Origin of the sequence: Psychrobacter sp. 72-O-c, from assembly GCF_904846605.1 — a bacterium.
GTDB lineage: Bacteria > Pseudomonadota > Gammaproteobacteria > Pseudomonadales > Moraxellaceae > Psychrobacter.
The window spans coordinates 37,446-50,384 of record NZ_CAJHBI010000025.1; the positions used below are offsets into that span (position 1 = coordinate 37,446).

Annotated in this window: 6 protein-coding genes, 5 pseudogenes and 1 CRISPR repeat array; of the genes and pseudogenes, 4 read left to right on the forward strand and 7 right to left on the reverse strand. The window is 44.1% G+C overall.

The features are described from left to right. Positions 1 to 115 precede the first annotated feature (115 nt). Both JMX97_RS09995 and JMX97_RS10000 read right to left on the reverse strand, forming a co-directional pair. Entirely contained in the window at positions 116 to 1,786 is a 1,671-nt protein-coding gene (locus JMX97_RS09995; RefSeq protein ID WP_201557720.1) for a fatty acid--CoA ligase, read from the reverse strand. A 250-nt stretch (positions 1,787 to 2,036) separates the two neighbouring features. Further along, positions 2,037 to 3,215 carry an MFS transporter gene (locus JMX97_RS10000; protein ID WP_265089453.1) on the reverse strand — a complete coding sequence of 393 codons (1,179 nt, stop codon included), beginning with the start codon at positions 3,213 to 3,215 and terminating at the stop codon, positions 2,037 to 2,039. A gap of 456 nt (positions 3,216 to 3,671) precedes the next feature. Between JMX97_RS10000 and JMX97_RS14030 the strand changes: the two are divergent. Further along, positions 3,672 to 3,791, forward strand: a pseudogene (locus JMX97_RS14030) (subtype I-F CRISPR-associated endonuclease Cas1); the annotation flags it as partial. Between the two features lie 44 nt (positions 3,792 to 3,835). Continuing rightward, a CRISPR array of direct repeats spans positions 3,836 to 8,666; the repeat unit is 28 nt; unit sequence CTTCATCACCGCTCAGGTGACTTAGAAA. A gap of 454 nt (positions 8,667 to 9,120) precedes the next feature. On the opposite strand, the pseudogene JMX97_RS10005 reads toward JMX97_RS14030, so the two are convergent. After that, positions 9,121 to 9,662: pseudogene (locus JMX97_RS10005) on the reverse strand (transposase); the annotation flags it as partial. A 190-nt stretch (positions 9,663 to 9,852) separates the two neighbouring features. Here JMX97_RS10005 and JMX97_RS10010 point away from each other — a divergent pair. Further along, on the forward strand, positions 9,853 to 10,800 hold the full coding sequence (locus tag JMX97_RS10010; RefSeq protein WP_201557722.1) for an EamA family transporter: 948 nt from the start codon (positions 9,853 to 9,855) through the stop codon (positions 10,798 to 10,800). Positions 10,801 to 11,099: 299 nt separating this feature from the next. Here JMX97_RS10010 and JMX97_RS10015 read toward each other — a convergent pair whose 3' ends face one another. Further along, positions 11,100 to 11,405 carry an ankyrin repeat domain-containing protein gene (locus tag JMX97_RS10015; protein ID WP_201557725.1) on the reverse strand — a complete coding sequence of 102 codons (306 nt, stop codon included), beginning with the start codon at positions 11,403 to 11,405 and terminating at the stop codon, positions 11,100 to 11,102. 49 nt (positions 11,406 to 11,454) lie between these two features. On the opposite strand from JMX97_RS10015, the pseudogene JMX97_RS14035 reads away from it, so the two are divergent. Together JMX97_RS14035 and JMX97_RS14040 are read left to right on the forward strand one after the other, a co-directional pair. Beyond that, positions 11,455 to 11,643: pseudogene (locus JMX97_RS14035) on the forward strand (transposase); the annotation flags it as partial. Positions 11,644 to 11,809: 166 nt separating this feature from the next. Further along, positions 11,810 to 11,893: pseudogene (locus tag JMX97_RS14040) on the forward strand (IS5/IS1182 family transposase); the annotation flags it as partial. Here JMX97_RS14040 and JMX97_RS10025 read toward each other — a convergent pair. The 3 genes and pseudogenes from JMX97_RS10025 to JMX97_RS10035 form a co-directional block, all read right to left on the reverse strand. Next, positions 11,871 to 12,041 carry a hypothetical protein gene (locus JMX97_RS10025; RefSeq protein ID WP_201557735.1) on the reverse strand — a complete coding sequence of 57 codons (171 nt, stop codon included), beginning with the start codon at positions 12,039 to 12,041 and terminating at the stop codon, positions 11,871 to 11,873. The pseudogene JMX97_RS14040 and the gene JMX97_RS10025 overlap by 23 nt on opposite strands. Positions 12,042 to 12,139: 98 nt before the next feature. Then, on the reverse strand, positions 12,140 to 12,493 hold the full coding sequence (locus JMX97_RS10030) for a HigA family addiction module antitoxin (RefSeq protein WP_201557723.1): 354 nt from the start codon (positions 12,491 to 12,493) through the stop codon (positions 12,140 to 12,142). A gap of 10 nt (positions 12,494 to 12,503) precedes the next feature. After that, positions 12,504 to 12,728 (reverse strand): annotated as a pseudogene (locus tag JMX97_RS10035) (type II toxin-antitoxin system RelE/ParE family toxin); the annotation flags it as partial. Positions 12,729 to 12,939 lie beyond the last annotated feature (211 nt).

Sequence of the window (12,939 nt, forward strand, 5' to 3'; positions counted from 1 at the left end):
TGGAACTTTGGCTATCCATGCCAAAATTGGAAAAACCGATACGTTATGTATCGGTTTAAAATGTAGCAGAGCTAGCAATAAAGGTCAACTGTTAAGCCTATAGAATACTAATGACTTACACTTCCGTTTGATTGGCATACATCTCGCGCATGACTTTTTTGTCGTGTTTGCCAACCGAGGTTTTAGGCAGTTCATCGACAAACTTAAACTGACTGGGCACGCCATATTTAGGAATAATGCCTTTACTAACCGCTTGGTCAGCAATGGCCTTGATATCATCAGTGCTGGTATCTTGGCAGTTAGGCTTAAGCACTACTAGCGCTAGCGGACGCTCGCCCCATTGCTTATCACGAACCCCAATCACCGACACATCAGCTACCGCTGGATGCAAGGATAAAATGGTCTCAATCTCTAACGATGATATCCACTCGCCACCCGATTTAATCACGTCTTTGAGACGATCCGTAATTTTTATAGTGCCATCAGGTTGCATATAGGCAATATCTTGGGTGTGCATATAGCCATTTTCCCATAGCTCAATACCTGCATCGTCATTTTTGAGATAGCTTTGGGTCAACCAGGGTGCGCGCAATACCAGCTCACCAGTATGGTCTTTACCGGTAGCAACCGACTGATTGTCTTCGCCCCAAACTTGCGCATCGACCATTAGAACCGGCTTGCCAGTCATGCAACGGCGATTGATATCTTCTTCCTCGCTCATCTCAGGCTCATCGAGACTAAAGTCGGTCAAGCTAATCAGTGGCGCGGTCTCAGACATACCGTAGCCAGTATACACCTCAATCCCTTGTGCCAATGCCGATTTTGCTAAGCCTTCGGTCAGCCTTGAACCGCCAATAATCATTTTCAGCCCATTAAAGCTGGCATCACGGTCTTGCGCTTCTTTGAGCACCATCTGCAAAATCGTTGGTACGCAGTGAGTAATACTCACCTTTTCATTGATAATTAAGTCGAGCAAAGTGTCAGGCGCATAGCGGCCCGGATACACTTGCTTCAAACCAGTCATGGTTGCAGTAAACGGGAAACCCCATGCATGTACATGGAACATCGGCGTCATAGGCATATACACGTCCCCATAACTGACGCCTTGCTTATTCGGCAACATACCGAGTGACGCCGCTTCCGCCATAGTATGGAGTACCAATTGGCGATGGCTAAAGAAAACACCTTTAGGATCGCCGGTCGTACCTGAGGTATAAAAGGTAGTGGCAATGGTATTTTCATCGAAGTCAGGAAAATCAAAGGTGTCATCAGCATTGTCTAATAATGCCTCATACTCACCAACCACGCGGCTTTGGTTACCACCAAACACCCCTTCAACGGTCATGCCATTATCATCTAGCCAAATAATATGTTCAATACTAGAATTTTCAAACTGATAGTTCTTCACCAGCTCAGCAAACTCAGAGTTCAGCATTAAAACTTTAGGCTTCGCATGGTTGATGGTGTAAAGGACTTTTTCTGGCGACAGACGAATATTAACGGTCTGCAAGATATACTGTGACATCGGTACGGCAAAATACGACTCAAGGTAGCGATGGCTATCCCAGTCCATGACCGCAACCACGTCTCCTGCATCAAGATTTAGATCTGCCAATACATTGGCCAAACGATTGATACGGGTAAACAGCTCAGCATAAGTTAGGCGTTTTTTATCTGCATAAACAATTTCTTGGTCGAGCGATACCGTTTTGGCACGGTTTAATAATTGCTTAATAAGTAGTGGGAATTCATAGGCGGACGGCGCACTGGGATAAGTGTTTGACATAGGTTGGACTTCCTTGTGAATGTTATAAGAGTAACGTTATAAAAATATAGACAAGTAACTTTTGAGTCATTGTAATTGGTTTTAAGACTAACGGATTATTGTCATACAGACAAATATTTTTGATAACGTGCTTATGGATAGTAAGAAAAAACCAGTACCATGTAAAGCGTGCTTACGTAAGTGTAGTAGGCCTACCCGTTCGATATCTAGCGTTTAACTGCTCGCTTTATTGTGCTATGTCAAAGCTGCTTTAAGTTGCGCGAGTTTTTGTTTTAATCATCCCAAAGCTTGCCACCAATAATGCCAATACTTGTACGATTAATAGTAGCCAAACGGTTAATTGCCAATCTCCGCGGGCATAGGCCAATCCGCACAGCCATGCGCCCAAGGTACCGCCAGCGTAATAGCCCATGTAATATAAACCGGAGGCCAATGAGCGGCCTTTTTTGACATTGACTGCGATATAACTGATAGTCGCCGCTTGGGTAATAAATACACCTGTGGACATGATGGCAAGCCCAACAATGATACCCCATAGCGGCGTCACGAGTGTTGAGAGCACCCCTATCATCGAGACAATCACCGCCACCCGAACTGTCCGCGCAGCACCAAATCGGCGTAGCAACGTGGTCGATAGTGGCGTGATGACAACCCCAATCAGATAAACCGCAAAGATATTGGCCAGTTGGCCAGTGCTCAGCTCGTATGGCGTCTTGGCAAGATGTAGATTAATAAAGGTAAAGCAGCCTACCAAGGAGAATAATACGCAGGCGCCAAGCAAGCTGGTAGTGACCACGTAACGGTTGGTCAGATGATCGCCAAGCGTCTGTATGGCTGAGCGAAAGTTCGGATTGGCCTCAAAGCAGCGTGACGACGGCAACATCTTACCGACCCAGATAGCACCGATCAGTGTCATTGCTGCCATCACATAATAGCCCTGCCGCCAGCCAATAAACTCATGTAAATGACCCAGTAAAAACCGCCCCATAAAGCCGCCAAACACTGAGCCTGAAACATAAAATGACATCAGATCGGTAACGGCACGCCCTTCGAACTCTTCGCCGATATAAGCAATTGTCACCACGGTAATACCGGGAACAGACAATCCTTGCATGAACCGAAAAAACCCTAGCCAGCCCATACTTGGGCTTTGAGCAATCAAAGCGGTGGGTATCGCTAAGAAAAGTAACGCCCCGACGATAAAGGACTTACGCCCCACAGCATCAGAGAGCATGCCCAAAAATGGTGACATGATAGCAATCGCCATCACCGTCGCCCCAACGATCATACCCGCTTGCACTTCGGTGGCAGAAAAATCCGTCATTAGTACGGGCAACACCGCTTGGATCGAATACACCTGTAAAAATGCAAACATGCCAATTAAGCCGATAGTTATTTTTAATAACCATGAGGGCGAGTTGGACTGCAGGGATGAAGATGGTGAAGCGGAATCTTGAGTCTGGTTTATAGAGTTATTCACGAGGAGGCTGACTATTTTGGTTGTGCCACAGCAGTTAGACGCGATTTAGCTGGGCGTGGGTGATAGAAATAGAGCGATAAACGCCGACACTTATCATCATTTATATTCATGACAATAAGCTTGTTATGGTAGCACATTGAGTGGCAGACTTATGGCGCAAAGTGTGGTGTAAGTTTAATCGTTAAGAATAAAAATCCAACCTGTCACGACAGCAGTTGTCGTCGTGATAGACTCGACCCTTGTTTTTTATTGATTGGTTTCTTACACTGGTATTAGACGGTAATTTTATAGACATTAATTGGTTGTTGTTTTTGAGTCAAACATAAAAGTTTGTCAAAAAAACAAACCCATCACCTTATTATACAACATCAAGCGTATACGTTAGCGTTTGGTTATGGAGTCAACGTGGCAAAGCCTAGTAATCCTTATACCAACAATGCTTTTGACAGCTCAGACCTTAAGACAATCTTGCACTCAAAACGTGCCAATATCTACTACCTCTCCCATTGTCGCGTCATGCAAAAAGTGACTTAGAAAATGAAGCTTCTTTGCTGCCTAGCTCCTGCTCTCTTCATCACCGCTCAGGTGACTTAGAAAATGAATAGTCGAGATCCGAAGTATGCGCCATCCTTCATCACCGCTCAGGTGACTTAGAAAGAATGAGTCACTGCGGTTGGTATGTGGGCGTGCTTCATCACCGCTCAGGTGACTTAGAAATCACTACGTCTTGGCTCGATCTCACCATCACGCTTCATCACCGCTCAGGTGACTTAGAAATACAACCTCAAGTTCCCAAAATTTGCGCTCTACTTCATCACCGCTCAGGTGACTTAGAAATACGAAGGGCTGGGTAGCAGGTAAGACTAACGCTTCATCACCGCTCAGGTGACTTAGAAACACGTTAGTAATAGCGTGGGCTTTTTTATGTCCTTCATCACCGCTCAGGTGACTTAGAAATGCCAATTATCACCAAACCAAAACACCAAACCCTTCATCACCGCTCAGGTGACTTAGAAAACTGATTACAAGTAGCGGTTTTTATATCAAGCCTTCATCACCGCTCAGGTGACTTAGAAACATGGAAGACAGTTATTCAGCATACAAAGAATCTTCATCACCGCTCAGGTGACTTAGAAAATTGTACTTGCGATCAAAGTTATTTTGCGTCTCTTCATCACCGCTCAGGTGACTTAGAAAAATGAGCGTTTACGGTTCTCAGGCTGTATAGTTCTTCATCACCGCTCAGGTGACTTAGAAAATGAGCGATGGCAGAACAAGCTAGAGCAATGTCTTCATCACCGCTCAGGTGACTTAGAAAGCTGCAATCCGACGATCTAAAGGCTATGCAAGCTTCATCACCGCTCAGGTGACTTAGAAAAACAAAAAATATGTGCAATCAATAATTAGAAACTTCATCACCGCTCAGGTGACTTAGAAACAAATAAACACTGCAAGGCTCATTCTTACCGCCTTCATCACCGCTCAGGTGACTTAGAAAAGCAAGTAGAAACTACCAAGATTCAGCTTGAACTTCATCACCGCTCAGGTGACTTAGAAAGTCAGTGATGAATAGTCAAACGATAGAGTTTCCTTCATCACCGCTCAGGTGACTTAGAAAAAAGAGAAAAAGAAGCTACTGAAGCGCTACGCCTTCATCACCGCTCAGGTGACTTAGAAAATCTGCTCTAAAGGCCGTAAATGAAGTTGAAGCTTCATCACCGCTCAGGTGACTTAGAAAATCAGCTACACTTGCTAATAGACTTGCTTCTGCTTCATCACCGCTCAGGTGACTTAGAAATTGAACCAACTCTTGAGCGGTGATGCCGTGGTCTTCATCACCGCTCAGGTGACTTAGAAAACTACCAGCGGAAAGCTACTCAAAGACTGTAGCTTCATCACCGCTCAGGTGACTTAGAAATAATCGAACGCGCTATCAATAGTACTACTGTTCTTCATCACCGCTCAGGTGACTTAGAAATTAAAAAATAACGCGCTTGATTTTCGATTACTCTTCATCACCGCTCAGGTGACTTAGAAAGATATTTGAAAGAACATTTATAGATCAGTCATCTTCATCACCGCTCAGGTGACTTAGAAAAGCGCGTGGTTGTAATTCTCTTTTAATGTAGTCTTCATCACCGCTCAGGTGACTTAGAAATTCTGACTTTCTTAGCATCAGTACAGCGGTGGCTTCATCACCGCTCAGGTGACTTAGAAAGCAGAAGTTAGCGCCTTTACGCGTGTTCGCAACTTCATCACCGCTCAGGTGACTTAGAAAACGATATCTCTCTTAGTGATCATAAATTACTCCTTCATCACCGCTCAGGTGACTTAGAAAACTGGCAATGCCTAAGCGGTCGAAGGAGTAAGCTTCATCACCGCTCAGGTGACTTAGAAACGTGTTGATGGCGCTATGATGACCAAGGGGCTCTTCATCACCGCTCAGGTGACTTAGAAAAAAGAGCAAGAGATGCACCAACACTTGTATTTCTTCATCACCGCTCAGGTGACTTAGAAATACCAAGTATGGCAGCAGTGAGGCTGATCCTGCTTCATCACCGCTCAGGTGACTTAGAAATAGCTAGAGATTTTAGTATTGATAACAGACGTCTTCATCACCGCTCAGGTGACTTAGAAAATATTAAGTTTTAATCGTTCTGCGCCCTTATCCTTCATCACCGCTCAGGTGACTTAGAAATCATCGAACTGACATGACCAATCCCAATTGGTCTTCATCACCGCTCAGGTGACTTAGAAACAATTAATCCCGCTTAAATCCTACACGTGTAACTTCATCACCGCTCAGGTGACTTAGAAAGGATTGGATTAACTTTGCAGCAATAGATAAGTCTTCATCACCGCTCAGGTGACTTAGAAATAATGTGTCGCCACCAGCACCAACAATCTTGGCTTCATCACCGCTCAGGTGACTTAGAAAAGCATTTGACCCGGTCGCAGCGGAAAACGTATCTTCATCACCGCTCAGGTGACTTAGAAAAGCTCAATGCTGACAGCTATAGAGGGCAAAGTCTTCATCACCGCTCAGGTGACTTAGAAACTAATTTAAAACAAGCACACAAAAAACCCCAGCTTCATCACCGCTCAGGTGACTTAGAAAACGATACGTTGACATTGATACTAGACAGTTGACTTCATCACCGCTCAGGTGACTTAGAAATGATACTGTGTGCCGGTTAATCCTAGTGTGCGCTTCATCACCGCTCAGGTGACTTAGAAAGTCACGGTCTGCACGATCAATCTGTAAACCCTCTTCATCACCGCTCAGGTGACTTAGAAATGTAGCTTGTGAAGCAATACGTGAATTAAATGCTTCATCACCGCTCAGGTGACTTAGAAAATTACGACAAGATAGCAGCGCACGTTATTAGACTTCATCACCGCTCAGGTGACTTAGAAAATTGTTGCCCGAATCAATAACATCACTTAACCCTTCATCACCGCTCAGGTGACTTAGAAAGATACAAGATGGTGACTTAGTGATCGTTGGTGCTTCATCACCGCTCAGGTGACTTAGAAATGAGCTAAGCAGCACGCAGATTAAAGACGTGCCTTCATCACCGCTCAGGTGACTTAGAAATAGAACCCCACGAACCACCAGCACCACCACCACTTCATCACCGCTCAGGTGACTTAGAAATGTAAACGTCCCAATAAATACTTTAGCAAATACTTCATCACCGCTCAGGTGACTTAGAAAATTAAGCAAAAGCTTGAAAGCCAGCTTAGAGGCTTCATCACCGCTCAGGTGACTTAGAAATTAAATGCGCGGTAAACGGTATCAGTCTTGCTCTTCATCACCGCTCAGGTGACTTAGAAACCTTTACACGTCAACCAGTGGCGTGACGGACGCTTCATCACCGCTCAGGTGACTTAGAAAGATAATTGGTATGCCATGAAGGACTCGAACCCCTTCATCACCGCTCAGGTGACTTAGAAAACCATCATCTGATAATAGAATTTCTGAAGGCTCTTCATCACCGCTCAGGTGACTTAGAAATGATGATGGGCCATTTGCACGCGCAGGTTATCCTTCATCACCGCTCAGGTGACTTAGAAATCAAATAAGTAATAATCACCGCAAACTTACCCCTTCATCACCGCTCAGGTGACTTAGAAACTGATGCTGACAGTCATACGCTTGGTGCTATGCTTCATCACCGCTCAGGTGACTTAGAAATATGTGGTTGATAGTTTTGATCGGTATGAGATCTTCATCACCGCTCAGGTGACTTAGAAAAGTGGTCGCATAAGCTATGTCAAAGCAAATAACTTCATCACCGCTCAGGTGACTTAGAAAAGTGTGCAGAACAGCACAGCATCAATGTGTATCTTCATCACCGCTCAGGTGACTTAGAAATGGTCACGAGTGGTAGCCGCTGAATAAACTTCCTTCATCACCGCTCAGGTGACTTAGAAATCCGTACCTTTCACGATTAAGCCACCGGACATCTTCATCACCGCTCAGGTGACTTAGAAAAGAGTATTTGGGTCTGCTTGTGCGTAACCAAACTTCATCACCGCTCAGGTGACTTAGAAAAATACAGCACTGGACAGGCACGATGCTGACAACTTCATCACCGCTCAGGTGACTTAGAAAATACTCATCATCAAACCAATAACGATTTCGACCTTCATCACCGCTCAGGTGACTTAGAAAATTACAGCCAGTGCAACCGAAGTATTGAGCTCCTTCATCACCGCTCAGGTGACTTAGAAATTGCAGCTCCGCCATCATGTCATCTAGTGTCTCTTCATCACCGCTCAGGTGACTTAGAAAGGCTGCTTACAGCACGCAATCAAGAAACTACTCTTCATCACCGCTCAGGTGACTTAGAAAAGCAAGGCACTACCAAGATGGAAGCTCGAAGCCTTCATCACCGCTCAGGTGACTTAGAAATGATTGACATCATTACCCGTAAAGCCATACTTCTTCATCACCGCTCAGGTGACTTAGAAATGCGGCTCTCTACTCCAAAACCAACAACTTAACTTCATCACCGCTCAGGTGACTTAGAAAGTGCATGGTTGGTATTTGAACTATGCACACGGCTTCATCACCGCTCAGGTGACTTAGAAAAATGACAAAATCACCTGCCTTGGTCACTGCGACTTCATCACCGCTCAGGTGACTTAGAAAATGACCCAATCGACACCCGCACCCAAAATCTCCTTCATCACCGCTCAGGTGACTTAGAAATTTTGCTTGTCATACGCTGTTTTATCAATAATCTTCATCACCGCTCAGGTGACTTAGAAATGGCCAAATGCAGGACGAGACTTACGATAGATCTTCATCACCGCTCAGGTGACTTAGAAAACATAACCAATAAAAGGATTATAGCGAAATGAGCTTCATCACCGCTCAGGTGGCTTATGAGCATCGTTAAAAAATTGCATGCCAATTTTAGATGCGCAAGAGTAAATCCTTTAAATAGGATTTGCTAAAGATTAGAATAGGAAAATCATAGATTTCCCCTTGCAACGAGCTGAACATTTCCCAAATGTTCAGAATACCCTCGTCTCACATCACCGCTCAGGTGACTTAGAAAATTAACTACTATCTAAAAGGCTTACAACATGTCTTCATCACCGCTCAGGTGACTTATGAGCACCGTTAAAAAATTGTATACCAATTTTAGGGGCGCAGTTCACACTCAAAGCATAGCTTTTCGCCTTGCGCTGCGGGTAAGTGTCTCCCAGACACTTACTTCTTCTTGCTCACCTTTAAATAGGATTTGCTAAAGATTAGAATAGGAAAATCATAGATTTCCCCTTGCAACGAGCTGAACATTTCCCAAATGTTCAGAATACCCTCGTCTCACATCACCGCTCAGTATTGACTGATATGATGGCCTTGCTCTGCAAGGTGAGCATGTAGTCGCTCACAGCCATAGTGCTGTTTAGTCTCATCATGAGCTACTCTGACTAGCAACTCACACTGATTGCGATGGATCTGCTGATTACTGATGCTGCGATTTATCCAGTCGTAGTAGCTTGATGGTTTGACAGCTAATACTCTGCACATGCCTATTATGGTAAAGATCTGCCGATTGGTTTTTATAAAAACGTACTTCACGAGCTGTGTTTGGCAAAGTACGCGGTGGCCTTTTTCAATATCTCTCTTTCCTCTTCGGCTACCTTAAGCTGTCGCTTGAGCTGCTTTATTTCTCCAAGAGCCGCCATAAGCTCAGGATCATATTGTTCTGTGCCTTTGAGCTTGCCTTGATTGGTTTTGTTCTGCCAATTAGATAACGTTTACATTGCTATTCCTAACTGCCGAGCAGTTGCACTCAGATTGCCGTTATTGTCTGCTATCTTCTTGACTGCTTCTGCTTTGAATTCCGTACTATAGCTCTGCTTTGAATTCCGTACTATAGCTCTGCTTTTTATTAGTCATGGTAAACTCCTGGTCGAGTCGTTAGTTTACCAGGTTTACCTCTACGGTTTCTCCAGCATAGCTCATACTGTGAGGGAGGCTAATACCGTATCAGTGTTATATGAAATTCACTATAACCCAACCAATTGATAAATGTACTAATTAGTCATGATTTTCTAGGCCAACTATATGACCCCTTTACACACCGCATTAGCTGTATTAGTTACCTTTATTTGGGGCGTGAACTTTACCTTTATTGCGTGGGGGCTTGAAAGCTTTCCGCCGCTGATGCTCACTGCCCTACGTTTTTTCTTTACAGCCGTGCCACTGGTTTTGTTTCTCAAGCCACCCAAGTTTAACCGTACGTTATTTATCTATGCCATCGGTACGTTTGTTATGCAGTATGCCTTTGTATTCACCGCCATGCATTTGGGTGCGTCGGCAGGGTTGACGGCGCTAGTGCTACAACTTCAGATTTTTATCACCGTATTGCTGGCGTATGTCATTTTGGGGGAGGCTGTGAGTCGTATACAGATTGTCGGTATGCTAGTCGGCGTGCTAGGGCTAGGCGTGATCGTGCTAAATCTTGGCGGTGACATGCCTTTGGTTGGGTTTGTCTGCATCTTAATTGCGGCAATAGGCTGGAGCTTTGGCAACATCGCATCAAAGCAGGCGTCAATGCAAGCCGCCATAAAGGCAACGCAGCAGAGATCTGGCGTGTCTATTGTCTCGCCTACCACTGGGAAGAATAAGGCATCCGCGTTGTCTTCTCTAGCACTGGTGGTATGGGGCGGCCTGATCGCTTGTGTGATTTTGACCCTATCTTCTCTGATATTTGAGACCGACGCATGGCAGTTGGCGACGTTTACGGAGGCATCGCTCAAGTCTTGGCTGGCGCTTGGATTTATCGTGTACACCTCAACCCTTATTGGCTTTGGATTGTGGGCGCATTTGCTTAGTCAAAATACTGCCTCCAAAGTTATGCCGTTTGCTCTACTGGTGCCGATATTTGGTATGGTAACGTCAGTGCTGCTCACAGGGGAAGTGGTGACATGGTGGAAGATGTTGGCGATGATCTTGATCTTGTCAGGATTATTACTGGCAAATGTGAAGATAGGTTTGGGTAGAAAGCCCTAATTAGCACGTCATTATCTGGGTAATCATGCCAATTTTAGATGAGCAGTTCACACTCAAAGCATAGCTTTTCGCCTTGCGCTGCGGGTAAGTGTCTCCCAGACACTTACTTCTCCTTGCTCACCTTTAAATAGGATTTGCTAATAGCTGGAATATTGACTTAAATTTAAACAAAAAAATAAGGCCACTATTAATATTAGCAGCCTTATGATTAACTCTTCTTTTTAACGCCATTAAAACGCTTATTCACAGCTGGCCTTACCAGTACGATGTCTAATAGCACCATTTGATGCCAGTAGCTTTTACATTTTCACATGACCACGTGTACACGCATATGAATAAGCGCCTTGGTTATAAGACCCTTTACTCTTATCGTTAGTCGTAGCAACCAAATTGGGATTAGCGCCTTTAGATAGTAAGTATTTCACAGTTTCAATTCGGTTATTACTAGCGGCAACCATAATTATAGTTTCACAATCGCTCTCTTGGGTTTGGTCATTTAAGTCTACCGGATTTTCAGCATTTAATAAATTGTATACTTTTTTGACTACATTAGAGTCTGTTGAACATTGGTGAAATAACAGTAATAAATGAGTGGCAAAAAAAATAGCGAAGCGGTAACCTTTGAGTTCTCACACAACAAAGATACCGTTCGCTATGCCTCGTACAATGCTCAAAGATGAGAACTGGACAAGACTAAAACCTATACTACTAGAACTTAACATCTATGACAAAGGAAATCCTCGACGTACCTTTGAAGGCTTACTGTACCGAATGCGTGTCGGTTGTCCTTGGCGTGATCTACCCGCTTATTTTGGCAAGCCTAACACCGTCTACAAAGCTTATTAGCGCTAGTTTCGCAGTAATAAGTCGATAAGATCAATTTAAGCGATACGGATATTTTATGTGCCGATAAAGGCTACGACTCTGACGCGCTACGAGAGCATATCAAGCAGGGAGCTGTGATAATTTTCCTAGAAAAAAGAATACAAAATCTGATAACAATCATATGGACTGGGACTTGTACAAAGCTCGCCACTTAGTTGAAAATGCGTTTGCACACTTAAAACGGTTCAGAGCAGTAGCCACCAGATACGATAGCCAGTTTGGGGGATAGGTGCCGTTTGATCTGCCTGTACCACAGGCGTTGTGCTAGTATCGCTGTTGGTACTCACGTTAGAGCAACCAGTTAATAGCATGGCAGCCATGATAGCTGACGTGCTCATTTTATAAACGAGTTTCATCATGCAACCTTTAGCAGTTAGATAAGCAGGTTATTTATAGATTTTTATGCCAGCGTAAACTGAAATGTTAGGCCAAACAGCAAAGCTTATGGTATGAGCTATGCCATGTCATAAGGTTCGATATTATCGATATCGTCTGCCACTTCTTGGCGGGTCAATTCAAGATCATAATGGCTTTGTAGATTAAGCCAAAACTGCGCAGACATACCAAAGTATTTTGCTAGACGTAGTGCTGTATCTGCTGTAATCGCCCGTCTGCCATTGATGATTTCACTCAATCGTGAGCCAGGCATATGAGTAGCACGAGCAAGCGCATATGCTGATAAACCCAGTTCATCTAGGAATTCGGTTTTGAGATATTCACCCGGTGTTAACAATGGAATGTTAGATAACGTTGTATCAGCAACATCACTAAAATCCATATTTTTAGCTTCTTGCATGGTGATGGACATGAGGGTTTCCTTAGTGGTAATCGACTATCTCGACGTTCTCAGCGTGACCATCATGCCATTCAAAGCAGATGCGCCATTGTTGGTTGATGCGAATACTATATTGACCATTACGATCACCTGTTAATTTTTCAAGGTGATTGCTCGGCGGTAGTCGCAAGTCGTCAAGATTGTCTGTGATATCTAATGCATGCAATTTTGCTCTTGCACGACTATAAATATCGGGGACAATACGTTTGGCTCTTTTACCAAAATAAACTGCTACAGTTGCCTTATTAGCAAATTAGGCAATCATAATTAGGACTTACGCAACCAACAACCCAGGCGAGCGCAGCTGCTCGCAGAGGTAGTTATCAAGTAAGCCATGTTTTAATTGATATACCGTTCTCTTTGTTTGTCTGGCAAGACGGGTTAAACAGATCCAAACCAATATAGAACAACAAATCCAA

Coding starts and splice junctions, on each gene's coding strand:
- JMX97_RS09995 (WP_201557720.1), bottom strand. CDS start 1,786: ATGTCAAACACTTATCCCAGTGCGCCGTCCGCCTATGAATTCCCACTA.
- JMX97_RS10025 (WP_201557735.1), bottom strand. CDS start 12,041: ATGAAACTCGTTTATAAAATGAGCACGTCAGCTATCATGGCTGCCATG.
- JMX97_RS10010 (WP_201557722.1), top strand. CDS start 9,853: ATGACCCCTTTACACACCGCATTAGCTGTATTAGTTACCTTTATTTGG.
- JMX97_RS10030 (WP_201557723.1), bottom strand. CDS start 12,493: ATGTCCATCACCATGCAAGAAGCTAAAAATATGGATTTTAGTGATGTT.